This window comes from Coprococcus sp. OM04-5BH (genome assembly GCF_003482105.1).
Lineage (GTDB): Bacteria > Bacillota > Clostridia > Lachnospirales > Lachnospiraceae > Coprococcus.
The window spans coordinates 1,154,868-1,180,414 of record NZ_QULM01000001.1; the positions used below are offsets into that span (position 1 = coordinate 1,154,868).

Sequence of the window (25,547 nt, forward strand, 5' to 3'; positions counted from 1 at the left end):
GGTAATGTATTTTACATTGGACGCCTATCTTTATCATATATAGGAAAGATAGCCGATATATTATATTGGCAGTGGGGCAAAGGTAGGTGTGTGCTATGAAAAATAAAATATGGAATTTACTTGATAAAAATGCATGTGACAAGCCACGCAAGGAAAAAATCTTTCTGGTCTGCTACATGCTTTTTTGCGCGGTTGTGGGAGCGTTGACCTGGCTTGCTGTAGGCAGGTTTATTTTTTCCGGGCTTCCATGGCTTATATGCTTCATAGGATATCCGGGCATATTCATAGGCTTTTTCGGCGGTATACTGTACATTTATCAAAAATAAGTTTTCATAAGCTTTACGCTTAATTTACATTCGGTTGATTGTTGTTTTTACATGAGGTCAATAAGATGTGTTTTGTAAACGAAAGCGCTTAGTGATAAAAAAAGAAAAAGAAAAGAAGAATCGAGGAAAACAAAAATGAAAAAAGGTTTTTTAACAGCAGTTATTGCAGCAGGAATGATGGCAGTGGCACTTACAGGCTGCGGCTCAAAGAAAACAACAAATAATGACAATGGAACTACAGGAGATTCAGCTGCTAAAGGAACAACAGCAAGCAGCCAGGCGTCAGCGGATTTAAGCGGAACCATCAGCCTTGCAGGATCAACATCAATGGAAAAGCTTTGTGAGGCAATGTCAGAGAGCTTCATGGCTAAGTATCCCGGAGTGACAGTTACAGTAGAGTATACAGGTTCAGGTGCCGGCCTTGAATCACTGGCAGCAGGCAGCGTTGACATAGGAGATGCTTCACGTCATCTTAAAGATGATGAGACAGCATCAGGTTCAGTAGAGAATGTTGTAGCACTTGATGGTATTGCGGTTATCACAGATAAGAGCAACACAGTTGCTGATCTTTCATCAGAGGATCTTGCTAAGATCTATACAGGTGAGATAACAAACTGGAAGGATTTAGGCGGAAATGACGAAGCGATCGTTGTACTTGGAAGAGAAGCAGGCTCAGGTACCAGAGATGCATTCGAAGAGCTTCTTGATGTAAAGGATAGCTGTACATATGCCCAGGAGCTTGATTCAACAGGCGCAGTACTTGCCAAGGTTGGTTCAACAACAGGTGCTATTGGTTATGTTTCACTGGATGTTGTTGATGACACAGTAAATGCAGTATCGGTTGACGGTGTAGAGCCAACAGAAGAGCAGATTCTTGCAGGAAAATACAAGTTATCAAGACCATTTGTAATGGCTACAAAGGGTGAGATCAGTGAACAGAACGACCTTGTTAAGGCATGGTTTGATTATATCAAGTCAGATGAAGGTAAGGAAGTTATAAAGGCGGTAGGACTTATCATTCCGGAATAGGAGCAACTTATGAAGAAGAAAGCAATTATAGAGAAAACAGCCAGAATAATATTCCTGGTATGTGCGGTAATAGCTATATTTGCAGTGTGCTCCATTACAGTATACATGTTTATAAAGGGAGCCCCAGCACTGAAAAAGGTTGGGGTTTCTGATTTATTATTCAGTAATAAATGGCAGCCTACGGCAAAGGATCCATCCTATGGAATATTATACATAATCTTATCATCTATAGTGGCAACTGCTGTATCAGTACTGATCGGAGTTCCTATAGGACTACTGACAGCAGTGTTCTTATCTGAGATGGCAGGTAAGAAGGTGGGAAATATAGTCGGAAGCACAGTTGAACTTCTTGCAGCTATACCATCAGTTATATATGGTCTCATCGGTATGATGGTGCTTAATCCATTCATGTATAAGCTGGAGAAAAGCATATTTGCCGGTGACAGCAGCCATCAGTTCACCGGTGGCTCCAATCTTATGTCGGCGATAATAGTACTTGCCATAATGATACTTCCTACAGTAATAAGTATCAGTACTTCATCACTTAAGGCGGTAAATGGCAGTTTAAGATCTGCGTCTCTTGCTCTGGGAGCAACTAAGATACAGACAATATTCAAGGTAGTCATCCCATCAGCCAAGTCGGGAATACTTACCGGTGTGGTTCTCGGAATAGGAAGAGCACTTGGTGAGGCAATGGCAATAAATATGGTTGCCGGTGGAGCAGTAAATCTTCCGTTGCCATTCAACTCGGTAAGAACCCTTACAACTCAGATCGTAAGTGAGATGGGATATTCATCAGGTCTTCACAGACAGGTATTGTTCACAGTAGGACTTGTACTTTACATATTTATAATGATAGTAAATTATCTGTTGCTTAAAGCCAGAAGAAAGGGGTGCATGGATGAATAACAATAACAGATCCAGAAAGATAAAGGATTATTTCATGTATGCCCTGATATACATTTGTGCGGGATTTTCGGTTATCCTGCTGGTGGGTATCATATTGTATGTATTTGCCAAGGGAATAAAGACCGTTGACTGGTCCTTCCTTACATCAGTAACCAGCGTTCTTAAGGGAACAAAGGGAATAGCGGGAAATATAGTAAATACCCTTATCATAATATTGATAACCATGGTGATAGCTACTCCTATAGGAATCGGTTCCGCCATATATCTTAACGAGTATGCAAAGCCAGGAAAGTTAGTAAGCATAATCGAGTATGCCACAGAGACCCTGGCAGGTATACCATCAATCATATTCGGTCTCTTTGGCATGATGTTTTTTGTAGAGAAGTTAAAGCTCGGATATTCTCTTTTAGCAGGCTCATTTACTCTTATACTTATGATACTGCCGCTTATTACAAGAAATACCCAGGAGGCATTAAAGACTGTGCCTGCAAGCTACAGAAGCGGAGCCATAGGACTTGGATCCGGCAAGTGGCACATGATACGTACCATACTGATACCTAGTGCAATGCCCGGCATTATTACCGGTGTGATCCTTGCCATAGGAAGGATCGTCGGAGAGTCCGCAGCGTTGCTGCTTACAGCAGGAAGTGCCAAGCTTCTTCCGCAGACTTTTGAACAGCTTTTAAAAAAACCTACACAGTCAGGTGGTACACTTACAATACAGATGTATCTCTCGGCTACCAGTGAGGGAGACTTTGATACAGCATTCGGAATTGCTGTGGTGCTTCTGGTGATAGTATTACTTATAAATATAGGTACTAAGGCACTTACAAGACATTTTGATGTCAGCAGAAAGGATTAATTTTATGAATAAGACAAAGATACTTGTGGAGGATCTTCATCTGTATTACGGCGAAAACCATGCGTTAAAGGGCGTAAATATGGATATAAAGGAAAATGCCATCACAGCGTTTATCGGACCTTCAGGATGTGGTAAATCCACCTTCTTAAAGACCTTAAACAGAATGAACGATCTTGTGGATAATGTAAGAATCACAGGAACTGTAAAGCTTGATGGCGAAGATATATATGGAAAAAATATTGATACCACTATTTTAAGGAAAAAGGTAGGCATGGTATTCCAGCAGCCGAACCCATTCCCAATGAGTATATATGACAATATAGCTTATGGTCCCCGTGTCCACGGAATTAAGGATAAGAAGAGCCTTGATAGGATTGTGGAGGATAGCTTACGAGGTGCTGCTATCTGGGATGAAGTTAAGGACAGACTGAAGAAATCAGCGTTGGGCTTGTCAGGAGGCCAGCAACAGAGGATTTGCATTGCAAGAGCGCTTGCAGTAGAGCCGGAGGTGTTATTGATGGATGAGCCTACATCTGCCCTTGACCCTATTTCTACCACAAAGATTGAGGATCTTATGGAAGAGCTTAAGAAGAAATATACTGTTGTGGTGGTTACCCATAACATGCAGCAGGCTGCAAGAGTGTCAGATTACACTGCATTTTTCCTTGTCGGTGAGATGGTCGAGTATGGCGAGACAAATGCCATATTCAAGTTCCCACATGACAAGAGAACAGAAGATTATATCACCGGTAGATTCGGTTAAAGTGAATATGAATTTGACAGGGTATATATAAATAGTACGAGGAGGAAAATTCATGCGAAATAAATTTAATGAGCAGCTTGTTGAACTTAACAACGAGATGATAAGCATGGGCATAATGATAGAAAAGTCTATTTCCAAGACAGTAGAAGCTTTGAATAATGGTGACATAGAACTTGCCGGGAAGATCATGGAAGGAGACGAGCAGGTTGACCGTGCTCAGAAGAAGATAGAGAACATATGCTTTAATCTTATAGTTGAGCAGCAGCCGGTAGCCAAAGATCTAAGGACGATCACTGCAGCACTTAAGATGGTTACCGATATGGAAAGGATTGGAGACCATGCGGCAGACATATCAGAGATAACAGTATTTCTTGCCAAGAACAATATAAAGGTAAACTTCGATCACATAGGCAAGATGGCAACTGAAACAGTTATGATGCTTAATCACAGCATTGAGGCTTATGTTGAAAGAGATAGAGAGAAAGCAAGAAAAGTCATTGAGCATGATGATGTGGTTGATGAGCTATTTAATCAGGTAAAGAATGATATTATCGCTCATATTCGCAGTAATCCTAATGCAGGCGAAGAGGCGGCAGATCTTCTTATGGTTGCCAAGTACTTTGAAAGAATTGGAGATCACGCTACCAATATAGCTGAGTGGGTTATATATTCATTGCAGACAGTAGATGAACAGCTTTGATGAGACATACAAAAGCAGCCGGTGATAGCAGTAACGGGATTTCGGGTGATGGATATTGAAATATAGCGAGATAAAGAGAAACAAAGAGATAGACGAGCTTATAATAAGGGCAGATTACAACCTTGGAGCAATTGGTTATACAGATCATTCACAGATCCATGCGGGGCTTGTAGCTGAAAGGGCGGCATATATATTGGAGACATTCGGGTATGATAAGAAACAGACAGAGCTTGTCAGGATCGCCGGATATATGCATGATATAGGAAATGCCATAAACCGTAATCACCACGCAGAGCTTGGGGCAATTCTGGCAAATGATATATTGAAGAAAACAGATATGTCTATAACAGACAGACTCCTTATTGTATCAGCTATAGGGCATCATGACGAATCTACAGGTGGAGCAACGGATGTGATTTCTGCTGCACTTATAATAGCGGACAAGACTGACGTAAGGCGAGACCGTGTAAGGGAGAAGCCTAAGGCGAGCTTCGATGTGCACGACAGAGTGAACTTTGCCGTGACAAACTCCAAGTTAAAGATAAACAGTGAGAAGAGAGAGATATCCCTGCGGCTTACTGTGGATGAGAAGATATGCAGCATGTATGAATACTTTGATATTTTCCTTGGGAGAATGGTTATGTGCCGTAAGGCATCAGAGATACTTGGGGCTGCGTTCAAGCTGATTGTTAATGGTAATAAGGTTTTGTAAAAAATATATATTGACAAAATATTTGATCTAAAGATTTTTCTCACAAATTAAAAAATAAATAAATTCAATGTAAAATTATTTACACAGATTTTACACAAAGACATCCATACTTTTTACTTCACATCATTATCATGGGTCATGATAAATGAGAAAGAAAATTCTATTTTATAGGAGAAGAAAGGTATGGATATTTTTAGTGTGTTGAATTTATTAGGAGGCCTGGCACTGTTCCTTTACGGAATGAGTACACTGGGAGACGGATTGTCCAAGATGGCAGGCGGTAAGATGGAGAGTATACTCCAGAGACTTACATCAAAGAGACTGGCAGCGGTGCTGTTAGGTGCAGGTGTTACCGGTGTTATACAGTCCTCATCAGCCACAACGGTTATGGTTGTAGGATTTGTTAATTCAGGTATCATGAACCTGAGACAGGCGGTAGGTATAATCATGGGTGCTAACATTGGTACAACAATTACCTCATGGATCCTTTCCCTGACAGGAATACAGGGAGACGCCATATGGCTTAAGCTTCTTAAACCTTCATCCTTTTCGCCGGTTATAGCCATTGTAGCCATCATACTTATCATGGTAACAAAGGAGGGCTCCAGAAAGAAGGATGTTGGAACAATCCTTATCGGATTTGCTGTACTGATGTTCGGAATGGAGATGATGAGCGGCTCTGTTTCAGGATTGTCTGACAACGCAGCCTTCACAAGCTTTCTTACAGCATTCTCAAATCCTGTACTTGGAATGGCAGCAGGTGCCATCCTTACAGCCATAATACAGAGTTCATCAGCATCGGTTGGTATACTTCAGGCGTTATGTATTACAGGAACCGTACCTTATGCGGTGGCACTTCCTATAATTATGGGACAGAATATAGGAACCTGTGTTACTTCAATAATATCCTCCATAGGTGCCACAAAGAATGCCAAGAGAGCAGCTATGATACATCTTTATTTCAACCTTATAGGAACGATCATATTTATGACAGTGTTCTATAGCATTAATGCATTTGTACATTTTGCTTTCCTCGGAGCAGCGGCAAATGCAGCAGGAATCGCAGTAATACATAGTTTGTTCAATATAGGTGCAACTATTGTATTCTACCCTTTTGCTGACAAATTAGTAAGACTTGCAGAGCTTACGATCCCTGATGGCAAGCACAAGGATGAGGTTAAGGAGACTGAGATACCTGTAGTTACAATAGATGAAAGATTTCTTGAGCGCCCGGCATTTGCAATGGAATTATGCAGACAGAAGGTACGCGACATGGCAGAGGTTACAAAGGAAGGTATCACCGTTGCCCTTGAAGTGTTGAACGAATATGATACGGAAAAGGTGAAGCGGGTAATTAATATAGAGAGCCTGGTAGACAACTACGAGGACGTGCTTGGTTCGTATCTTGTTAAGCTGTCCAGCAAGAATATTTCCACCAGAGACAGCCAGAGCCTGTCCATCATACTCCATAGTATAAGCGACCTGGAAAGGATATCGGATCATGCACTGGATATCGTGAAATCCGCAGAAGAGATACATACCAAGGGACTGTCATTTTCAAAGAATGCCAAGGACGAGGTAGATGTACTGAGCCGGGCTGTGGGAGATATATGTGCCCTTACCACTGAGTGCTTCTGTAAGGAGGATGTGGAGCTGGCAACCCATGTTGAACCTCTTGAGGAAACCATTGACAGCCTGTTAAAGCGTATTAAGAAACGTCATATCAAGCGTCTCCAGAAGGGCAAATGTACCATTGAGATGGGCTTTATCTTAGAGGATGTGCTGACAGGACTTGAGAGAGTATCAGATCATTGCTCAAACATAGCAGTTGAGATGATAACCATATATGATAATGCCTATAATACCCATGAGTACTTTAAGAATTTCTCTGACAGCGAGAGGAAGGCATTTGATGAGGAGTATCAGGAACTTATAAATAAGTATCAATTTAAGAAGAATGATGGTAATATTATGGCATAGCAGGTTCAAGCAATGAAAGCCATATTTGAAACTTAAAAAAGGAGGAAGCTATGGCACTTATATATATTGTAGAAGATGATGAAAGTATCAGGGAAATAGAGGAATTTGCCCTTAAGAATGCAGGACATAAGGTTCTGGGATTCCCTGATGCCAGGAGCTTCTTTAAGAAGCTTGATGATATAGTACCGGATCTCTGCCTTTTAGATATAATGCTTCCTGATGAAAGCGGAAATGAGATAGTAAGGAAGCTTAGAAAGAACGGGGATACCAAGAGGATACCGGTCATCATGGTTACAGCCAAGACCACGGAGCTTGATCTGGTAAAGGGTATAGAGGATGGAGCGGATGATTACATCAAGAAGCCGTTCTCGGTTATGGAGCTTATATCAAGAGTTAAAGCGCTGCTTAGAAGAACCGAGCCGGAGGAGGTTAAGGTTCTTACCTTAGATGAACTGGTACTTAACAATAATAAGCACGAGGTTACCATTGCAGATAATACTGTGGAGCTTACCTTTAAGGAATATGAGCTGCTCCAGTATCTTCTTATAAATAAAGGAATCGTTCTTGCCCGTGATACCATAATGGATCATATCTGGGGGATGGCATATGAGGGTGAGTCAAGAACTCTGGATATGCATATTAAGACCCTTAGGCAGAAGCTTGGTGATTACGGCAGCAGGATAAGGACCATAAGAAATGTTGGATACGTTATAGAGTGATATGTTACCTGGTGATTTTATTCCATGAATACCATGGAACTAAGTATGTGATTAGGCAGGGTAAGGGACAGGATGAAGAAAAAGATAAATCTAAGGCTGGTGGTCATCGCCATACTTGCGATACTTACCACCATGATAGGAATTACAGTTGTATATTATGGTCTGTTCAAGAAGCAGATAAGGCATGATCTGTCTGTCAGTGCCAAGCTGCTTAAGGATACGAAGTATTTTGAGTCAGTAAATATAGACACGGATGATATAGATCTGTCAACAGATATAAATGAACTCCGTGTTACCTGGGTGGCGGCAGATGGAACAGTATTGTATGACAATGACGCAGGAGCGGAGAATCTCGGTAATCACGGTGACAGACCGGAGATAAAGGAAGCCTTTGAGACAGGAATTGGGGAGACAGTGAGACAGTCTGATACCATGAAGAAGAATACCTTCTACTATGCTACGCTTCTTGATAACGGAACGGTACTCAGGGTGGCAACCGACGCTGAGAGCATGTGGGCTGTGTCCACTACAACAGTTCCACTTATATTGATCATCATACTGGTCATAATTGCCATCTGTATTGCTTTGTCACATATGCTTACAAAACAGCTTATCAGTCCTATTGAGGAGATGGCGGAGAATATAGAGGATGTAAGCACAGGAACGCCATATAAGGAGCTTAAGCCATTTGTGGATACCATAAGAAAGCAGCACGCGGATATCCTGTCGGCGGCTAAGGCGAGACAGGATTTCACAGCAAATGTATCCCATGAGCTAAAGACTCCCCTTACTGCCATATCAGGCTACGCAGAGCTGCTTGAAAACGGCATGGTAGGAAAGGAACAGGAGAAGCATTTCTATCAGGAGATCAGAAAGAATTCCGACAGGCTTCTGGCCCTTATAAGTGATATCATAAGGCTGTCGGAGCTTGACAGAAGCGAGAAACAGCCGAAGTACGAGAGCATAGATCTCTATGATGTGGCGGAGGAGTGCATGGACAACCTGTCGGTGAGTGCAGAGCGGAGAAAGGTGAACATCAAGCTTACCGGTGAGCATTGTAACATCCACGGTAACAGTGACATGATCAGGGAGCTTATAGAGAACCTTGCCCAGAACGCCATCAGATATAACAACCCCGGTGGTCATGTGACCATAATGGTCTTAAACAGAGAACGGCCTACTCTGCTTGTGAAGGATGACGGAATAGGAATACCGGTATCCGAGCAGGACAGAGTATTTGAAAGATTTTACAGAGTTGACAAGAGCAGATCAAAGGCAACAGGAGGCACGGGCCTTGGACTTGCCATTGTAAAGCATATTGTGGAGCTCCACGACGCCCAGATCTCCCTGGACAGTGCAGTAGGAGTGGGGACCACAATGAAGGTGGAATTTTAGAAAAACCTGTGGCTGCCTTATGGCAGCCGCAGGTTTTCTTGCGTTGTTATATTAAGAATAAAGTGGACTGACTGTCCTATAACTGTCAGGTTGGTTCTTTTTTATAATAATTTTAGATATAAATGTATACAGGAAACTTGTTAATCTGCTATATTTGGGTATAATATACTAGTCAGATAATTCGATAAATAACAGATAGGGAGAGACTTTTAAATGCTTGAACTAAGAAACGTGTCATTCAATGTGGATGACGATAAGGGACAGAAGGAGATAATCAGGGACCTGAGTCTTAAGATAGACGATGGTAAGTTTGTTGTGGTGACAGGACCAAACGGAGGCGGCAAATCTACACTTGCCAAGATCATTGCAGGAATAGAGACGCCTACATCGGGACAGATATTGTTTAATGGCAAGGACATAACCCATATGTCCATCACTGACAGAGCAAATGCGGGAATAAGCTACGCATTCCAGCAGCCTGTTCGTTTTAAGGGAATAAGGGTAATAGACCTTTTAAGGATTGCAGCCAAGACCAGACTTTCGGTGGCTGAGGCTTGCAAGTACCTTTCAGAGGTGGGACTTTGTGCCAGGGATTATATTGAGCGTGAGGTCAATGCCAGCCTTTCGGGCGGTGAGCTTAAGAGGATAGAGATTGCAACAGTCCTTGCAAGAGGTACACAGTTATCACTTTTTGATGAGCCGGAGGCAGGAATAGATCTGTGGAGCTTCAAAAATCTCATAAGTGTATTTGAACATATGAGAGAGACCATAAATGGCTCTATAATCATCATCTCCCATCAGGAGAGGATCCTTGATATTGCAGATGAGATCGTGGTCCTGGCAGATGGAAAGATCGTGAAGCATGGCACAAAGGATGAGATACTTCCGACGATCCTCGGAACATCGGCAGCAACGGTCAGCTGCTCAGTATTTGACAAGGGAGGTAATCGGTAATGATAGACGAAATTCAGAAGAGAATTCTTGAAGAAGTAGCAGACCTCCATGAGGTTCCCATAGGAGCTTACAACATCCGTGCCAACAGTAAGATGGCAGCAAGAAATACAACAGCAAATATTGACATTGTTTCAAAGGAAGACGGTTCAGGTATAGATGTAAAGATCAAGCCGGGAACAAAGAATGAAAGTGTCCATATCCCTGTTGTTATAAGCAAGACAGGAATAAAGGAAGTGGTATACAATGATTTCTTCATCGGGGAAGATTCAGATGTGGTCATTGTTGCAGGCTGTGGCATACACAACTGCGGCAACCAGGACTCACAGCATGATGGTGTACACCGCTTCTACGTAGGAAAGAATGCCCACGTCAAGTATGTTGAGAAGCATTACGGCGAGGGTGACGGTACGGGAAAGAGGATACTTAATCCGGGAACCGAGGTTTACATGGAAGAGGGATCATCCATGGAGATGGAGATGGTTCAGATAAAAGGGGTTGACTCAACGGTAAGGGATACCAAGGCAGAGCTTGCAGCCGGGGCGTCACTGGTGGTAAGAGAGCGTCTTATGACTCACGGTGACCAGTCGGCAGTCAGTATATACAAGGTACAATTAAATGGCGAGGGCTCCAGTGCAGACGTGGTTTCACGTTCGGTTGCAAGGGATAATTCATATCAGAAGTTTGATGCCAAGATAGATGGAAATGCGGCCTGCTCAGGTCACTCGGAATGTGACGCTATCATTATGGACAATGCAAAGATACTGGCTGTTCCACAGCTCCAGGCAAATAATATCGACGCAGCCCTTATACATGAGGCAGCCATAGGCAAGATCGCAGGAGAGCAGCTTACAAAGCTTATGACCCTGGGACTTACAGAAGCTGAGGCTGAGGAGCAGATCATCAACGGATTTTTGAAGTGATGATCATATCTGTAATGAAATGACATTTGATAAAAAGATCAGGGAAGAGAGACGGTAACCAATAGATGATATTTGCGGAGAAAAGGAGGAATGAACATGTTTTATCATAGTTTGTTTTACGATTCCACATACATTCTTGTTATAATCGGTGCAATAATAAGTGCTATTGCGTCATGGAATGTAAACAGTACATTTAAAAAGTACAGCAAGGTAAGGAACAGCAGAAATATAACCGGTAGACAGGCGGCAGAGATGATACTCCAGAGTGCAGGTATTTACGACGTGACCATAGAGAGGATAAGCGGTAATCTTACAGACCACTATTCTCCCAACGAGAAGGTACTTAGACTCTCTGACAGCGTGTATAATGCCACATCCGTTGCGGCTCTTGGAGTTGCAGCTCATGAGTGCGGACACGCCATCCAGCACCAGGTGGATTACGGCCCGCTTACCCTAAGGTCCATTTCAGTTCCTGTGGCACGTTTTGGTTCATGGCTTTCATGGCCTCTTATATTACTTGGAATAATATTAGGAAGAATGCCCCTGGCAGAGTTAGGTATAATCCTGTTCATAGGTGTTGTTTTGTTCCAGCTTATCACGCTCCCTGTGGAGTTTGATGCTTCAAAGAGAGCCATAAAGATCCTTGACGGCAACGGAATATTAGGCGGTGAGGAGCTTACAGGAGCAAAGAAGGTTCTCTCAGCGGCAGCAATGACATATGTGGCTGCACTGTTCACATCGATCTTACAGCTCTTAAGACTTGTGCTTATCGTTCAGGGTAACGGCAGAAGAAGAAGCTAGGAGGAATGGTCATGGCAGAGGGGAGAAAAGATGTAAAAAGACCTATGAATGAGCAGAGCAGGGATAACAGAGCGGGAAGCACATCAACCCGTGGCAGGGCGGCAGGACTTGCTGCAAGACGTAAAGCCATTCGGAGAAAACGTATCATACTGGCTTTCTCTACTGTTGTTGTTCTTGCATTGGTGGTATTGGTCATTTTTAAGCTCAGTGGCGGTGGCAGTACAAGTGCTGGCAGGAGAACAGAGGACATAGATAACACAACCCACATTGCACAGGCACTTTACAAGGTGTTCCAGAGTGAATCGGGAAATGCCGGCTTCAAGCAGGTATCCGGTGCACAGAGCAAGTACGAGACCACATGGAAGGAGATGCTTGACTCTGATACGGAATTTGCCCGTACAGTTAAGGCAAATCTTAAGGATTATGATTACAAGAATTACAGTGTAAGCTACGGAGATCTTAAGGGTGATACCTTCAGTATAGTAGTGTATCCTGAGAACAATGTGGTGGAGATATATGCCGGAACCACAACTACGGCAGAATATATGGTGTATCCTGAGCAGGGTACATATTATGACAAATAAATATGGAATTTCATACACGGGAGGAGCAGGAGGCAGTCTGTTCCTCTTATGTTTTATAAGAGAAAAATTGGAATTTAAAGCATGTTGATGTTAAAAAAAGGGGTGTTGATTTGGAGAAATTAAAGACGGCTCTGGTTCTTGAGGGCGGTGCCATGAGAGGCATGTATACCGCCGGGATCCTTGATGTATTTGAAAAGGCAGGACTGGAGTTTGACGGAATAATAGGCGTTTCGGCAGGTGCGCTGTTTGGTGTGAATTACCTTTCAAAGCAGCCGGGACGGGTTATAAGATACAACAAAAGATTTAACAGGGACAGGAACTATATGGGACTTCTCCCGCTGTTAAAGACCGGAAACATCATAGATACAAAGTATGCCTATGAGCGGGTTCCGAGAAAGCTGGATCCCTTTGATAATGTAACCTATAAGAAGTCAAAGGTGCCTTTTTATGCGGTTGTTACCAATGTGGAGACAGGTAGGGCGGAATATATCCGGGTAAAGGATGTATTTAAGCAGATGGATGTGCTTCGTGCCTCAGGCTCAATGCCATTTGTATCACTGCCGGTGAAGATCGGAGATAATCTTTACCTTGATGGTGCCATAGCAGACAGTATACCTTATGAGCATATGTTAAAGCTGGGATACGACAGATTGGTTGTGGTGCTCACCAAGGATCCGGGCTATGTGAAGAAGCCTATCAACAAGCTCCTGGCGGCACTTAAGTACAGAAGAAGATTCCCTGCATTTGCCCGGGCGGTTGCAGACAGGCACATAATGTATAACGATGAGATGGATAGGCTTAACAGGCTTGAGAAGGCAGGAGTTGCCACAGTTTTAAGACCTTCAAGGAAGGTTAAGATAAAGAAGACGGAGACTGATCCTGCCAAGCTTCAGGCACTGTACAACGTGGGTGTTGCCGACGGAAAGAATTATTTGAAGAAGCTCAGGGCAGGGATGAAGCTTGAGACTGGGAACAAGATTATGACAGAGAATAGGATCACAGAGAATTAAGGAGCAGAGAACCGGAATGATAAAAGCAGTAATATTTGATCTTGATGATACACTGTATGATTGTCTCCACAATGACCATAAATCCATAGATGCTACGGCGGAGTATGTGGCAAATGAACTTCTGCACATGGACAGGCAGGTGGTAAGGAACGCATTTTACAAGGGCAGGGAGACCATAAAGGAGCAGCTTTCATCCTGGGATATGGCTGCCCAGCATAACAGGGTACTGTATATACAGAAAATGCTCGAGATACTTGGGGTATCCCCATTTAAGTATGCCATAGACATATATAACTATTTCTGGAACGACTTCCTTAACAGGATAGAACTGTTCCCCGGAGCCTTGGACTTTCTTAAGCACCTTAAAGATCTGGGCATAAAGACAGAGATATGTACAGACATGACAGCCCACATACAGTTTCGTAAGCTTGAGCGACTTGGCATAAGCGGTTATATAGACTATATGACTACCAGCGAGGAGGCAGGAGTTGAGAAGCCTGACATAAGGATATTCAACATGGCATTAAACAAGCTCGGGCTGCCGCCTGAGGAGGTTGTGTATATTGGGGACAGCTACAGGAAGGATGTTCTTGGAGCGAAGAATGCGGGGATACTTCCGGTGTGGTATCTATCCCTTGCAGACAGAAATTCCGTGGAAGCCGCGGATATCATAGCTGTAGAGAATTACGGAAAACTTAAGGAAATATCAGCAGAATTTTTTACAATTTGATGATATAATGGAAAAGAATTTATGTGATAATAGAATAGTAAATAAAAGGAAAGGCAGGCCGGGTGGAGTCATCCGGCTATATAAAATTATGAGAAAAACTTTGATAGTTGTGGATATGCAGAATGATTTCATAGATGGTGCCCTGGGAACTTCCGAGGCGGCATCCATTGTGGAGAATGTTAAGAAGAAGATCAAGGAGTACAGTGAGAACGGTGGCGAGGTAATATTCACCAGAGACACCCATTACGATGATTACCTTGAGACAAATGAAGGAAAGTATCTTCCTGTTCCCCATTGTATAGAGGGAACAAAGGGCTGGGAGATCAGGGAAGGACTTGAGGTGGAGAACGCCACATACATCAACAAGAACTCCTTCGGGTATACCGGCTGGGGTGACTTTGATCTTGAAGATGTGGAGCTTGTGGGACTCTGCACTGATATATGTGTGGTTTCAAACGCATTGCTGATCAAGGCTATCTATCCGGAGATAAATGTTACCGTGGATTCATCATGCTGTGCAGGTGTTACCCCTGAAAGACACAGGGCGGCACTTGATACCATGAGAAGCTGCCAGGTAAATGTTATCTGATCCGGGTAAATTATATCAGATGTAGAGGAAAATATAAGGAGACAGAACATAATGGAAAATAATGAAAATGGTTTTCAGAGCATAACAGACGCGGATCTTGAAAATGCCAGAACCATAATCAAGAAGATAATGAGCTACTATAACAGCAAGGTGGTCAACCAGCCGAAGATAGGTATAAGCTTACTTGCTGCCATGATATCAAACGGACATGTGCTTATGGAGTCCGTTCCGGGACTTGCCAAGACCACAGCAGCCAGGGTTATGACCGAGGCTGTGAACGGAAGCTTTTCAAGAGTGCAGTGTACACCTGACCTGCTGCCAAGCGATATCATAGGAACACAGATCTTTAACATGACCACCAACAGCTTTGAGAATAAGCTTGGCCCTGTATACGCCAACTTCGTATTGCTGGATGAGATCAACAGATCCAGTGCCAAGACCCAGAGTGCCATGCTTGAGGCAATGCAGGAAAGAGAGATAACCATAGGCGGTACAAGATATGAGCTGCCGGAGGTATTCGTGGTCATGGCTACCCAGAACCCTATTGAGCAGGAGGGTACATATGTGCTTTCCGAGGCCCAGCAGGATAGATTTTTACTTAAGTGTAAGATAGATTATCCGGACGCCATGAGTGAGCTGGAGATACTTAACAGGATCGAGGCGGATGTATTTGACAAGCCGCAGGCGGTTGCCAGTATAGAGGAGATACAGTACATGCAGCAGCTCAGGAAGCGCGTGTATATGGATGATTCCATCAAGAAATATATAATTAACATAGTTCAGGCCACAAGACAGGTGAACAAGGTACTCCCGGCTAATCTTGCCCAGTATGTATCAATGGGTGCCAGTACCAGAGCAGCCATAGCATTTATGGAGGCGGCAAAGGCAAGTGCCCTTATAAACGGCAGGAATTACTGTACACCGGATGATGTGAAACTGTTCAGGCATGAGGTCCTCGGACACAGGATAACCCTTAACTATGCAGCCATAGCAGACGGCATAGAGGAAGAGAAGATAGTAGACGCGATCGTAGGAGCAGTGCAGACACCATGAAAATGAGTTACATGGCAAGAGTCCAGGCGAATCTTACCAGAAGAGAAGTAATAAAAACAGACTATAAAAGCGGAAATGTCTTAGAGGGCACATACGAGTCCCTTTTTAAGGGCAAGAGCATGGAGTTTGATGAGCTTAGGGAATATGTCATGGGCGACGAGGTGAATGATATTGATTGGAAGGCATCAAGCCGCAGCAGAAGGCTTCTTGTGAGACAGTATATAGCTGAGAAGAAGCACAATGTATTGTTCGTATTAGACACCAACAGGCGCATGCTTGCGGCAAGCTCTGCTCTTGAGGAGAAGAAGGACGTGGCTCTCATGTGTGCCGGAACAATGGCATATTTTGTAAATCATAATAATGATTATATAGGTGCCCTTTATTCCGGAGGCGGAAGCGTATCCTACATGCCCTTAAAGACAGGCATGGCAAATGTGGAGCGTATCCTTGAGGGCTACGATCATGCCGTTAAGGAGGACAATCGTTCAAGCATGAACGACACCATAGATTACATGGTCAGAAATCTTAAGAAGAGGATGATCGTGGTGATAATAACCGACCTTGAGGGAGCTTATGAGATCTCGGAGCAGAATCTGAAACGGCTTAAGGCAGCCTGTGACGTAATGTTTATCACTGTCAGCGATGTGTCCCTTGAGGGGGATAAGCTGTATGACATGCTACAGGATTCCTATATGGATGATTTCTTCCTTAAGGACAAGAAGCTTAATAAGCTCCTTAAGGAGAAGCGGGCTGAGCTTGAAGCTGTAAATGGCAGAAAGCTTAACAGACTTGGAATAACCAACACTATAGTCCACAGTGTATCAGGGCTTGGAGCGACAGTAGGTGAGCTGCTGGAACGTCACCGCCTTGGCGGATGACAAAACTAAAGCCGTGGCCATCATGAGCAAGGGGTATCATGGACAGTGACGCGGAAGCTGAACAGAACAACGAGGAACAGATATGGACGTAACAGTTACATTACAGGAGAATATGGCATATTGGATATGGCCTTACATAGCAGTGGGGCTTATAGTGATCTGCCCCATTATCTTCCTGACAGTAAGAAAGTTGATAGAAAAGAAAAAGGCCGGGGCAGGTACTGTGAGAAAGCTCCTTTCTCCCGCTGAGAAGGAGTCCTTAAGAGGGGAGTATCTGGGCAGGGTCGACAGCATATACAGTGAGTACAGGAACGGCAGGTTAAGCATAAGAAAGTGTTATCAGAAGCTGAGCTTATGTGTCAGAGGCTTTGTGACAGCCTATACAGGTGTTCCTGTCATCAGATGTACCCTGTCTGATCTTAAACGGATGAAGAATATGGTGCCGTTGGCAGAACTTATAGAAAATTACTATCAGGTAGAATTCCCGATACAGAGTGTCGGGGATGTGGACAGGACAGTAAAAGAAACTAAATGGGTGATACAGAAATGGATATAAAATATTTATTTGTCCTGATGGCCGGAATAGTTATTTCCGTGGCAGCCATAGTTGTGTTCGTGCTGAGCAGGCGTAAGAAGGAAAAGTATAACGGCGGACTCAGAAGCTATGGAATGGCATTTATAAAGGACAATGAGTATCTGAAAAAGAGAAAGAGATTATATAAGGCTATAAGTACGGGAGTATTTGTAACTCTGGTGCTGGCCTTCTTAAGTTGTATGGTACTGGCGTCAAGACCCCATACGGAGACCGAGGTGAATGAGAAACAGTATGCCAGAGATATCATACTGTGCCTTGATATATCAACCTCCGTTGACGACCTTAATAACAGCCTTATAGATGAGCTTATAAACACAGTAAGAAATCTTAAGGGCGAGAGGTTTGGCATAGTGATATTCAATACCTCACCGGTACTGGTGTCTCCCCTTACAGATGATTATGAATTTATCATAGAACAGCTTGAGGGTATTAAGCAGGGGCTGGAGGTAAGGAAAAAATATGCCGAAACCTGGATAACACCATGGGAATCAGATTCCTACTACTGGCTGAGCTTCATCTCTGATGGTACACTTATCGGAAATGAAGAGAGAGGAAGTTCATTGGTTGGAGACGGACTGGCAGGCGCGGTCTACAGCTTCTCTGATTCCCAGGCTGACTCAGACAGAGAGAAATTAGTTATATACACCACAGACAATGATGTGTACGGTGATGAGATAGTACCCCTTACCGATGCAGCGCAGCTCTGTAAGAAGAGAAACGTGGTGGTATTCGGAATAGGCACAAAGTTCATGGAGAGTGCAGATAAGGCAGAGATGAAATCGGCGGTGGAGAGCACCGGAGGAAGATTTTATCTTGAAGAGGAATCGGGAACCTTTGAGCAGATCGTTCAGGACATACACAATAGAAGTGTGAACATGCTGGATGGAGATTCCTATGTGGTGGACACAGACAAGCCATTTGCAGCCTTTGTATTGCTTGTGGTGGTGCTTATGCTGTATTTTGGCACTTCAAGGATATTAAGAAAATAAATTATGGATGGACTGATGCTCCATCAGGGAATAACAGACAATGATAATTAATCCGATTATACCTATATGGCTCATGGCTATCCTGTGTGTTGTCATGCTGATCATGAAACGCAGGGGCAGATGGGCATTTGTAAGACAGATAATAATAGTAATACTGGTATTTGCCATAAATTTAAGACCTATGCTTCCGGGAAAGACCTATAAGACCGGAAGACAGGTGAGGGACGTGAACGTGCTGTTTGTGGTGGATGACACCATAAGTATGCTGGCGCTGGATGGCAGGGACGGTGAGGCAAGGCTTGAGGATGTGAAGAAGGACTGCAGCTATATAATAGACAGTCTGGGAGATGCAAATTATTCAGTGCTTTCCTTTAACAACACTCCTATAATCAGCTCCCCGTTTACCAGTGATTCGGGACATATAAAGAACTGTATCGAGGCGTTGTATCCTATAGAGGATTTCTATGCAAGGGGAAGCTCCCTTAATACTCCTAAGGAGATGATGAAGGAGATACTTTCCTCCGCAGAGAGCAAATACGGCAGGAAGACCATCGTGTTCTTTATAAGCGACGGTGAGATCACAGACGACAGTATCCTTAGTTCCTACAGTGATCTTAAGGATTATGTAGGTGGCGGAGCGGTTCTGGGATACGGAACCACAGAAGGTGCTGCCATGAAGATAAAGAACACCTACGATGATACCTATGAATATGTGCAGGATAAGAGTGATTATCCTTACAAGAATGCTATTTCTAAGCTTGACGAGGGAAATCTCAAGCAGCTCTCAGGCGATCTTGGCATAGACTATGTGCACATGGACAGCTCTAAGAGTATTGACAGTGTTCTTGAGGCAGTGAAGAAGGACAGTGCCACAGACAAGAACGCCGTAAGGACAGTTGAGGAGACCATAGAGGGCTCCGTTGACATATACTATTTCTTCGCATTTGCCCTTGCAGCCATGTTGCTTACAGAGGTGATAATTGCCATCATAAATAAGCGGAGACACTAAGGTGACTATAAAAGATATGAGTAATATAAAAGAAGACAGACAGCTTAAGAGAAAAAAACGAATAAGAAAATGGATACTGATAGGCGTGGCGGTTGTGCTGGTGCTTGCCATAGCTGCGGTGAGCATATTCCTTCAGTTATACAAATATCACTATAACAAGGGAAATGAGTACTATGACAGCTATAAATACAGTGATGCCGCAGCTGAGTACAACAAGGCTCTGTCATATCCGGTGCCTGATGGTGAGGAGTGTGCCATAAAGGTTAATCTTGTGTTGGCGAAGATAGCACCGGTGAATTTCGATAATGTGCCGGAGGCGGATTTAAGCGACACCATAGATCTGCTAGGTGACTGCATAGACCTTCTCTGCGAGGATGGCTGTGCCCACAAAAATGATGAGAACGGTCATGACAGTACAGCCCAGGAGCTTAAGGATGAGCTGGAACAGATTCTTGAGAAGCTTAAGGAGCAGCAGGAGCAGAGCCAGGGTGGATCGGACAGTGACGAAGATCAGGACAACACCGGTGACGAGACCGAGGAGGATACCCGGTCGGGTGAAGGTGAGGCCACCACTGAGCAGGATCCTTCTGAGAAGCAGATAGAGGATATAATAAGAGACGGCACAAAGGAACATAACAGAAGCCGTGAAGAGGATACAGGAGAGTATAATTATTATGGTGGAAAAAGCTGGTAATAAAAACAGACAGCGTGTGGATAGTATAAGACAGCTCATGAAGGAGCGTGGCATAGACGCATACATTATCAGGTCGGATGATTTTCATGGCTCTGAGTATGTGGGAGATTATTTCAAGTGCCGCCGGTATGTGACCGGCTTTGACGGCTCCGCAGGAAGTGTTGTCATAACGGCAGATGAAGCTGTGCTCTGGACTGACGGAAGGTATTTCTTACAGGCTGAGGAACAGCTTAAAGGTACCGGGATTGAACTGTACAGACAGGGAGTTGCAGGGGTTCCCGATATACCTGCATATCTGTCAGAGCATGTAGGGTACGGCGGTTTTATAGCTTATGACGGAAGGACTGTAAGTGTAGGTTTTCGTGATATGATCATGGCAGCCTTTAAGGACAGACATGTAAATATAATAGATGACATAGATCTTGTTGGGATGATATGGGATGACCGACCTGCCATGAGTGCCGAGAAGCTATGGCTTCTTCCTGAGAAGTACTCAGGCATGAAGACGGCAGACAAGCTGGCAGCCGTAAGGCTGGCCATGAAGGAGGCTGGGGCTGATGTCCATCTGATAGCTTCCCTTGATGATATCGCCTGGATATACAATATCCGCGGAGGAGATATAAGCTATAATCCTGTGGCACTGGCATATACTGTAATTTATGAGGATAAGGCAGTTCTTTATATCAACAGGAACATAGTTGATACAGAAGTGGCTGCGGTGCTGGCAGATGATAACGTGGAATTAAGGGATTACGATCAGGTCTACAGCGACTTAAAGGAGCTTCATGACGACAGTGTGATTCTTGTGGATAAGGCAACAATCAACGTGGCTCTTATATCAGCTATAAATAAAAATACCCACATTGTATATCATGACAATCCTTCAAAGCTCCTTAAGGCAGTTAAAAATCCTACAGAGACAGATAATGAGAGAAAAGCACATCTTTTTGATGGTATTGCTCTTACTAAACTTATATACTGGCTCAAGAAGAATTATGGGTCTGATGAGTTTGACAGAGGTGAGATCACCGAAATGTCCGTGGCGGAGAAGCTTCTTGATTACAGGAAGAAGGGTGAGGGCTTTATAGAAGAAAGCTTCGCACCTATCATAGCTTCCGGTGCCCATGGGGCCATTGTCCACTATGAGGCAACGGAGGAAACCGATATACCTTTGTGCAGGGATAATTTTGTCCTTATGGATACCGGAGGACAGTATCTCTACGGAACCACGGATGTGACCAGAACCGTGGCGCTTGGTGAGCTTACTTACGAACAGAAGCTTAATTATACGGCAGTATTGAGGGGACATCTTGCCTTAGGCGCAGCTAAGTTCAAAGCAGGGACCACAGGGGTGAATCTGGATCATCTTGCCAGGGCTCCGCTTCACAGGCTGGGACTTGATTATAACCATGGTACGGGACATGGAGTGGGATATCTTTTGAATGTCCATGAGGGACCTAATGCCATAAGACCGAGAGAGAAGAACAGCTCAGGCACAGCATTTGTTCCGGGCATGATCACCTCCAATGAGCCGGGAGTTTATATTGCCGGTGAGTATGGAATAAGAACAGAGAATATGATATTGTGTAGGAAAGCAATGGAGACAGATATGGGAGAGTTCTATGACTTTGAGACTCTCACACTGGTTCCCTACGACGTATCGGCAATACTGACAGAAAAGCTCAACGAAGATGAACGCTGCCTTCTTAACGACTATCACCGCAGGGTTTATCTTATGCTGTCACCATACCTTGAGGATGATGAGAGGGAGTGGCTTAGGAAGGCTACTGCACCGGTATGAGGGATATAGTTTAAGGCTGTCTGCCGTAAATATATTATTGGGGTCAGGAAAAATATGGAAACAAGAAAACAGATGAAAAAGAATGCCAGAGGCGCCATAAAAAAGCACCATCTGATATATATAATCGCCTGCTTCTTTGCAGCTATCATAGGTACAGAATTCGCAGGCTCCCTGCAGTTGTTCAGGCAGTCCAGCGAGGATATCAGTATTATTCAGATAAGCTATAATGGTGCCATCATAAACAATCAGAATTTTTATGATATTATGATAGATGATTATCAGGAACGGGCGCAGAACTATGATGAAAGCATTGCCAATAGAGATCCTGACAGCCCGGTGAATAAGATCCTTGACAGGAGGAACGGAGTCCTTGCCACTATGGTAAATGGAGTTTCTTCCGGATCGTTTTTTGCGACAATACTGGTGGCTATAAGGAATGTTACAGGGTCAAAGAGCATAGCGGCAGGAATATTCATCTGTGGGGTTGCCATATTATTGTTTTTCTTCTGGGCATTTATCAAGAATGTCTACAGAGTTGCAATGCGAAGGATATTTCTTGAGGGCGTAAGCTATGATAAGGTTCCCCATCAGAGATTCCTTTATGTATTCCGTATAAAATGTGTGCTGGATATAGCTATAACCATGTTTGTACTGGCGATGTATAAGTTCTTATGGTCAATTACGATTATAGGCGTAGCCATAAAGCACTACTCATATCTTATGGTTCCGTATATTGTTGCAGAAAATCCCAAGATACCGTCTAAAACTGCAATAAATCTGTCCAGAAAAATGATGAATGGACATAAGCTGCAGTACTTCTGGAATGATATTACCTTCTGGGGCTGGTTTGTCCTTGACGTAGTAACTTTTGGTATGTCCAGGATAGTATTTACAAATGCATATAGAATCGCGTATTTTGCGGAGTGCTATAAGAATCTCAGACAGTATGCAAAGGAACGGGAGTTTGAGGGCTCAGAGTATCTGAATGATAAATATCTGTTTGAAAAGGCAACTGTGGAGGAGTTAAACAGAGAGTATGCCGCTATCGGCAGGCTTAAGGAACGTACCGGTCATATGCCGGAGGTGTTCACCCATGGCGTTAAGGGCTTTATGGCTAAGTGGTTCGGTATATCCCTTGCCAGTCAGGCTGAGAATGATGCCTACGCAGATTACAGGATAAATAAAGTAAGGGTAGACCGGTACAGGGCAGAGATGGAACAGATGGCTTATCCCACAAGACTTCATCCTATTCCTGAGAAACAGAAAAACTTCAAGGTTACTCAGATAAACTATATGAAACTCTACAGTGTTACATCCATAATATTGTTGTTTTTCTCCTTCTGTATTACCGGATGGGTGTGGGAGGTACTGCTCCATATCTATTACGATGGACAGATAATAAACAGGGGCTTTACCCATGGACCGTGGCTTCCGATATACGGAGTGGGCGGGGTCATAATAATTACGCTTTTAAAGAGATTCAGGGACAGACCTGTGCTTGAATTTCTTGTGGCATTTGTACTCTGTGGATTTATTGAGTACTTTACGGCATGGCTTCTCGAAACTGTAAATGGTGAGAAATGGTGGGACTACTCCGGCTATTTTTTGAATCTTGATGGAAGGATATGCGCGGAAGGATTGCTGGTATTTGCCGTTGGTGGCTGTACAGTCGTGTATCTGATAGCACCGCTGCTTGATGCGTTTTTTAAGCGCATAGACAGAAGACTTGCAACAGTGATATGTGTGGTGCTCCTGGCGGCATTTTTTTCAGACTGCTGTTACTCGTTTAAACACCCGAATACCGGAAAAGGAATAACCGAATATGAGGAGATATCATTTAACAGCCCACAGTGACAATGAGTGGAGGAAAAACAATGGCGGATATGAAGTGAACCTGTAATAAAATTGACGAAAAAACCAGTGAAAGCGTCGTATAAATGGTATTTTTCGGATATGTATGGTATACTTTAAAGGTGTAGCGTGACATATTTTATGGGATATACAACGGAGAAAATTATGGAACAAAGTTTAATGTAACAATGACTTTCGGTATAGTCAAGGCTGATACAGAGATGACCTATGATGAACTTCTGGGGCGTGCCGACAAGCTTCTGTATTATGGCAAGACTCATGGCAAGAACCGTGTGTGCATCGTAGACGACCTGGATAACTAGATAAATAAAAAGATATATAAATACTATATGAGAAAGGAACATCATCAAAATGGAAAACAACTATTCAATCAACACAAAATGCGTACAGGGAGGTTATACACCGGGAAATGGTGAGCCAAGGCAGATACCTATATATCAGTCAACAACCTTCAAATATGACACCAGTGAGGATATGGGCAAGCTTTTTGATCTTGAGGCAGACGGATACTTCTATACCAGACTTGCAAATCCTACAAATGATTATGTGGCAGCTAAGATCGCTGAGCTTGAGGGCGGTACAGCAGCAATGCTCACATCATCAGGACAGGCGGCTAACTTCTTCGCACTTTTCAACATCTGTGAGAACGGAAGCCATATAGTATCATCGGCCTCTATCTACGGCGGAACCTTCAATCTTATTGAGGTAACAATGAAAAAGATGGGCATTGACGTGACATTTGTTGAGCCTGACTGTACAGAGGAGGAACTTAACGCAGCATTTAAGGAGAACACAAGGGCGGTGTTTGGAGAGTCCATTGCCAATCCTGCACTTACAGTTCTTGATATAGAAAAGTTCGCTAAGGCAGCCCATGCCCACGGCGTGCCGCTTATAGTAGACAATACATTCCCTACACCTGTGAACCTCCGTCCTATTGAGTGGGGAGCAGATATAGTTACCCATTCCACCACAAAGTATATGGATGGGCACGGCGCAGCAGTAGGCGGAGCTATTGTAGACAGCGGTAAGTTTGACTGGATGGCACATGCAGACAAATTCCCTGGACTGTGTACACCGGATGATTCCTATCATGGTATCACATACGCAGAGAAGTTCGGCAAGGAAGGGGCATTTATTACAAAATGCACAGCACAGCTTATGAGAGATTTTGGATGTATACAGTCTCCACAGCATGCATTTATACTTAATCTCGGCCTTGAGTCATTACATGTGCGTATGCCTAGACATGTGGAGAATGGACAGGCTGTTGCCGAGTTCCTTGAGGCAAATGACAAGGTTCTCTACGTTAATTATCCGGGACTTCCATCATACAAGTACTATGATGTAGCTAAGAAATATATGCCAAATGGCGGCTGCGGAGTAGTATCCTTTGAGATAAAGGGCGGACGTGAGGCAGCAGAGAAGTTCATGAAGAACCTTAAGCTTGCAGCAATAGAGACCCATGTAGCCGATGCAAGGACATGTTGTTTAAATCCTGCAACATCAACCCACAGACAGATGAACGATGAGCAGCTTAAGGCAGCCGGAGTTCCTGCAGGACTTATAAGGATCTCCTGTGGTCTTGAGGACAAGAACGATCTTATAGCAGACCTTAAGCAGGCATTGGAAGCAATATAGAATTGGTTAATACCAATCGGAAAATGGGGCAGCAA

The 25,547-nt window shown here is 43.6% G+C and carries 27 protein-coding genes; all 27 read left to right on the forward strand.

Features of this window, described 5'->3' with window-relative positions:
• Window positions 1-95 precede the first annotated feature (95 nt).
• The 27 genes from DXB54_RS05140 to DXB54_RS05270 all read left to right on the forward strand — a co-directional run bounded on the left by DXB54_RS05140 (window position 96) and on the right by DXB54_RS05270 (window position 25,512).
• A complete protein-coding gene (locus tag DXB54_RS05140) occupies window positions 96-326 on the forward strand; it encodes a hypothetical protein (RefSeq protein WP_118694428.1) in 231 nt (76 codons plus the stop codon).
• Window positions 327-461: 135 nt separating this feature from the next.
• Window positions 462-1,355 carry a phosphate ABC transporter substrate-binding protein gene (locus DXB54_RS05145; protein ID WP_021937834.1) on the forward strand — a complete coding sequence of 298 codons (894 nt, stop codon included), beginning with the start codon at window positions 462-464 and terminating at the stop codon, window positions 1,353-1,355.
• A gap of 9 nt (window positions 1,356-1,364) precedes the next feature.
• Window positions 1,365-2,264 (forward strand): phosphate ABC transporter permease subunit PstC, encoded by a 900-nt coding sequence (gene pstC / locus DXB54_RS05150; RefSeq protein ID WP_118694429.1) that lies wholly within the window; start codon window positions 1,365-1,367, stop codon window positions 2,262-2,264.
• Window positions 2,257-3,126, forward strand: a complete 870-nt coding sequence (gene pstA / locus DXB54_RS05155; protein WP_021937832.1) for a phosphate ABC transporter permease PstA — start codon at window positions 2,257-2,259, stop codon at window positions 3,124-3,126. The genes pstC and pstA overlap by 8 nt, the downstream gene beginning before the upstream one ends.
• 4 nt (window positions 3,127-3,130) lie before the next feature.
• Window positions 3,131-3,889, forward strand: a complete 759-nt coding sequence (gene pstB / locus DXB54_RS05160; RefSeq protein ID WP_021937831.1) for a phosphate ABC transporter ATP-binding protein PstB — start codon at window positions 3,131-3,133, stop codon at window positions 3,887-3,889.
• 52 nt (window positions 3,890-3,941) lie between these two features.
• Complete coding sequence (gene phoU, locus DXB54_RS05165) at window positions 3,942-4,589, forward strand: phosphate signaling complex protein PhoU (RefSeq protein ID WP_021937830.1); 648 nt, start codon at window positions 3,942-3,944, stop codon at window positions 4,587-4,589.
• 55 nt (window positions 4,590-4,644) lie between these two features.
• The gene (locus DXB54_RS05170; protein WP_021937829.1) at window positions 4,645-5,301 is read left to right on the forward strand and encodes an HD domain-containing protein; all 657 of its coding nucleotides are present in this window, start codon (window positions 4,645-4,647) and stop codon (window positions 5,299-5,301) included.
• Between the two features lie 183 nt (window positions 5,302-5,484).
• Window positions 5,485-7,281, forward strand: a complete 1,797-nt coding sequence (locus DXB54_RS05175; protein ID WP_118694431.1) for a Na/Pi cotransporter family protein — start codon at window positions 5,485-5,487, stop codon at window positions 7,279-7,281.
• A gap of 50 nt (window positions 7,282-7,331) precedes the next feature.
• Window positions 7,332-8,000 carry a response regulator transcription factor gene (locus tag DXB54_RS05180; RefSeq protein ID WP_021937827.1) on the forward strand — a complete coding sequence of 223 codons (669 nt, stop codon included), beginning with the start codon at window positions 7,332-7,334 and terminating at the stop codon, window positions 7,998-8,000.
• 72 nt (window positions 8,001-8,072) lie between these two features.
• On the forward strand, window positions 8,073-9,395 hold the full coding sequence (locus DXB54_RS05185) for a sensor histidine kinase (protein WP_118694432.1): 1,323 nt from the start codon (window positions 8,073-8,075) through the stop codon (window positions 9,393-9,395).
• Between the two features lie 213 nt (window positions 9,396-9,608).
• Entirely contained in the window at window positions 9,609-10,349 is a 741-nt protein-coding gene (locus DXB54_RS05190) for an ABC transporter ATP-binding protein (RefSeq protein ID WP_118694433.1), read from the forward strand.
• Window positions 10,349-11,269, forward strand: a complete 921-nt coding sequence (locus DXB54_RS05195; protein ID WP_118694434.1) for a SufB/SufD family protein — start codon at window positions 10,349-10,351, stop codon at window positions 11,267-11,269. Before DXB54_RS05190 ends, DXB54_RS05195 begins: the two co-directional genes overlap by 1 nt.
• A gap of 96 nt (window positions 11,270-11,365) precedes the next feature.
• Window positions 11,366-12,070 carry a zinc metallopeptidase gene (locus DXB54_RS05200; RefSeq protein WP_118694435.1) on the forward strand — a complete coding sequence of 235 codons (705 nt, stop codon included), beginning with the start codon at window positions 11,366-11,368 and terminating at the stop codon, window positions 12,068-12,070.
• 11 nt (window positions 12,071-12,081) lie between these two features.
• Window positions 12,082-12,654, forward strand: a complete 573-nt coding sequence (locus DXB54_RS05205) for a hypothetical protein (RefSeq protein ID WP_118694436.1) — start codon at window positions 12,082-12,084, stop codon at window positions 12,652-12,654.
• A gap of 110 nt (window positions 12,655-12,764) precedes the next feature.
• Complete coding sequence (locus DXB54_RS05210) at window positions 12,765-13,664, forward strand: patatin-like phospholipase family protein (RefSeq protein WP_021937821.1); 900 nt, start codon at window positions 12,765-12,767, stop codon at window positions 13,662-13,664.
• A 16-nt stretch (window positions 13,665-13,680) separates the two neighbouring features.
• Window positions 13,681-14,394, forward strand: coding sequence for an HAD family hydrolase (locus tag DXB54_RS05215; protein ID WP_118694437.1), 714 nt, complete (start codon window positions 13,681-13,683; stop codon window positions 14,392-14,394).
• Window positions 14,395-14,482: 88 nt separating this feature from the next.
• Window positions 14,483-14,983: a cysteine hydrolase family protein gene (locus DXB54_RS05220; protein WP_118694511.1), complete on the forward strand. Its 501-nt coding sequence runs from the start codon at window positions 14,483-14,485 to the stop codon at window positions 14,981-14,983.
• Window positions 14,984-15,034: 51 nt separating this feature from the next.
• A complete protein-coding gene (locus DXB54_RS05225; protein ID WP_118694438.1) occupies window positions 15,035-16,036 on the forward strand; it encodes an AAA family ATPase in 1,002 nt (333 codons plus the stop codon).
• Window positions 16,033-16,914 (forward strand): DUF58 domain-containing protein, encoded by an 882-nt coding sequence (locus DXB54_RS05230; protein WP_021937817.1) that lies wholly within the window; start codon window positions 16,033-16,035, stop codon window positions 16,912-16,914. Before DXB54_RS05225 ends, DXB54_RS05230 begins: the two co-directional genes overlap by 4 nt.
• An 82-nt stretch (window positions 16,915-16,996) precedes the next feature.
• Window positions 16,997-17,470: a hypothetical protein gene (locus DXB54_RS05235; RefSeq protein ID WP_118694439.1), complete on the forward strand. Its 474-nt coding sequence runs from the start codon at window positions 16,997-16,999 to the stop codon at window positions 17,468-17,470.
• Window positions 17,461-18,498: a hypothetical protein gene (locus tag DXB54_RS05240; RefSeq protein ID WP_199708728.1), complete on the forward strand. Its 1,038-nt coding sequence runs from the start codon at window positions 17,461-17,463 to the stop codon at window positions 18,496-18,498. The genes DXB54_RS05235 and DXB54_RS05240 overlap by 10 nt, the downstream gene beginning before the upstream one ends.
• A 40-nt stretch (window positions 18,499-18,538) precedes the next feature.
• Entirely contained in the window at window positions 18,539-19,507 is a 969-nt protein-coding gene (locus DXB54_RS05245; protein ID WP_021937814.1) for a vWA domain-containing protein, read from the forward strand.
• Window positions 19,508-19,523: 16 nt separating this feature from the next.
• The gene (locus DXB54_RS05250) at window positions 19,524-20,201 is read left to right on the forward strand and encodes a hypothetical protein (protein ID WP_147361011.1); all 678 of its coding nucleotides are present in this window, start codon (window positions 19,524-19,526) and stop codon (window positions 20,199-20,201) included.
• On the forward strand, window positions 20,182-22,002 hold the full coding sequence (locus DXB54_RS05255; protein ID WP_021937812.1) for an aminopeptidase P family protein: 1,821 nt from the start codon (window positions 20,182-20,184) through the stop codon (window positions 22,000-22,002). Before DXB54_RS05250 ends, DXB54_RS05255 begins: the two co-directional genes overlap by 20 nt.
• Before the next feature lie 54 nt (window positions 22,003-22,056).
• Window positions 22,057-23,856: a DUF975 family protein gene (locus DXB54_RS05260; protein WP_021937811.1), complete on the forward strand. Its 1,800-nt coding sequence runs from the start codon at window positions 22,057-22,059 to the stop codon at window positions 23,854-23,856.
• Between the two features lie 185 nt (window positions 23,857-24,041).
• Entirely contained in the window at window positions 24,042-24,176 is a 135-nt protein-coding gene (locus DXB54_RS12170; protein ID WP_118694441.1) for a hypothetical protein, read from the forward strand.
• A gap of 49 nt (window positions 24,177-24,225) precedes the next feature.
• On the forward strand, window positions 24,226-25,512 hold the full coding sequence (locus DXB54_RS05270) for an O-acetylhomoserine aminocarboxypropyltransferase/cysteine synthase family protein (RefSeq protein ID WP_118694442.1): 1,287 nt from the start codon (window positions 24,226-24,228) through the stop codon (window positions 25,510-25,512).
• Window positions 25,513-25,547: the final 35 nt, after the last annotated feature.

What these genes read in the sequence shown, in the direction of transcription:
- phoU (WP_021937830.1), top strand. Translation starts at nt 3,942, where the DNA reads ATGCGAAATAAATTTAATGAGCAGCTTGTTGAACTTAACAACGAGATG.
- DXB54_RS05195 (WP_118694434.1), top strand. Translation starts at nt 10,349, where the DNA reads ATGATAGACGAAATTCAGAAGAGAATTCTTGAAGAAGTAGCAGACCTC.
- DXB54_RS05260 (WP_021937811.1), top strand. Translation starts at nt 22,057, where the DNA reads ATGGAAACAAGAAAACAGATGAAAAAGAATGCCAGAGGCGCCATAAAA.
- pstA (WP_021937832.1), top strand. Translation starts at nt 2,257, where the DNA reads ATGAATAACAATAACAGATCCAGAAAGATAAAGGATTATTTCATGTAT.
- DXB54_RS05200 (WP_118694435.1), top strand. Translation starts at nt 11,366, where the DNA reads ATGTTTTATCATAGTTTGTTTTACGATTCCACATACATTCTTGTTATA.
- DXB54_RS05215 (WP_118694437.1), top strand. Translation starts at nt 13,681, where the DNA reads ATGATAAAAGCAGTAATATTTGATCTTGATGATACACTGTATGATTGT.
- DXB54_RS12170 (WP_118694441.1), top strand. Translation starts at nt 24,042, where the DNA reads ATGACTTTCGGTATAGTCAAGGCTGATACAGAGATGACCTATGATGAA.
- DXB54_RS05270 (WP_118694442.1), top strand. Translation starts at nt 24,226, where the DNA reads ATGGAAAACAACTATTCAATCAACACAAAATGCGTACAGGGAGGTTAT.
- DXB54_RS05175 (WP_118694431.1), top strand. Translation starts at nt 5,485, where the DNA reads ATGGATATTTTTAGTGTGTTGAATTTATTAGGAGGCCTGGCACTGTTC.
- DXB54_RS05140 (WP_118694428.1), top strand. Translation starts at nt 96, where the DNA reads ATGAAAAATAAAATATGGAATTTACTTGATAAAAATGCATGTGACAAG.
- DXB54_RS05205 (WP_118694436.1), top strand. Translation starts at nt 12,082, where the DNA reads ATGGCAGAGGGGAGAAAAGATGTAAAAAGACCTATGAATGAGCAGAGC.
- DXB54_RS05245 (WP_021937814.1), top strand. Translation starts at nt 18,539, where the DNA reads ATGATAATTAATCCGATTATACCTATATGGCTCATGGCTATCCTGTGT.
- DXB54_RS05235 (WP_118694439.1), top strand. Translation starts at nt 16,997, where the DNA reads ATGGACGTAACAGTTACATTACAGGAGAATATGGCATATTGGATATGG.
- DXB54_RS05145 (WP_021937834.1), top strand. Translation starts at nt 462, where the DNA reads ATGAAAAAAGGTTTTTTAACAGCAGTTATTGCAGCAGGAATGATGGCA.
- DXB54_RS05250 (WP_147361011.1), top strand. Translation starts at nt 19,524, where the DNA reads ATGAGTAATATAAAAGAAGACAGACAGCTTAAGAGAAAAAAACGAATA.
- DXB54_RS05255 (WP_021937812.1), top strand. Translation starts at nt 20,182, where the DNA reads ATGGTGGAAAAAGCTGGTAATAAAAACAGACAGCGTGTGGATAGTATA.
- DXB54_RS05240 (WP_199708728.1), top strand. Translation starts at nt 17,461, where the DNA reads ATGGATATAAAATATTTATTTGTCCTGATGGCCGGAATAGTTATTTCC.
- DXB54_RS05180 (WP_021937827.1), top strand. Translation starts at nt 7,332, where the DNA reads ATGGCACTTATATATATTGTAGAAGATGATGAAAGTATCAGGGAAATA.
- DXB54_RS05185 (WP_118694432.1), top strand. Translation starts at nt 8,073, where the DNA reads ATGAAGAAAAAGATAAATCTAAGGCTGGTGGTCATCGCCATACTTGCG.
- pstC (WP_118694429.1), top strand. Translation starts at nt 1,365, where the DNA reads ATGAAGAAGAAAGCAATTATAGAGAAAACAGCCAGAATAATATTCCTG.
- DXB54_RS05190 (WP_118694433.1), top strand. Translation starts at nt 9,609, where the DNA reads ATGCTTGAACTAAGAAACGTGTCATTCAATGTGGATGACGATAAGGGA.
- DXB54_RS05220 (WP_118694511.1), top strand. Translation starts at nt 14,483, where the DNA reads ATGAGAAAAACTTTGATAGTTGTGGATATGCAGAATGATTTCATAGAT.
- DXB54_RS05225 (WP_118694438.1), top strand. Translation starts at nt 15,035, where the DNA reads ATGGAAAATAATGAAAATGGTTTTCAGAGCATAACAGACGCGGATCTT.
- DXB54_RS05230 (WP_021937817.1), top strand. Translation starts at nt 16,033, where the DNA reads ATGAAAATGAGTTACATGGCAAGAGTCCAGGCGAATCTTACCAGAAGA.
- pstB (WP_021937831.1), top strand. Translation starts at nt 3,131, where the DNA reads ATGAATAAGACAAAGATACTTGTGGAGGATCTTCATCTGTATTACGGC.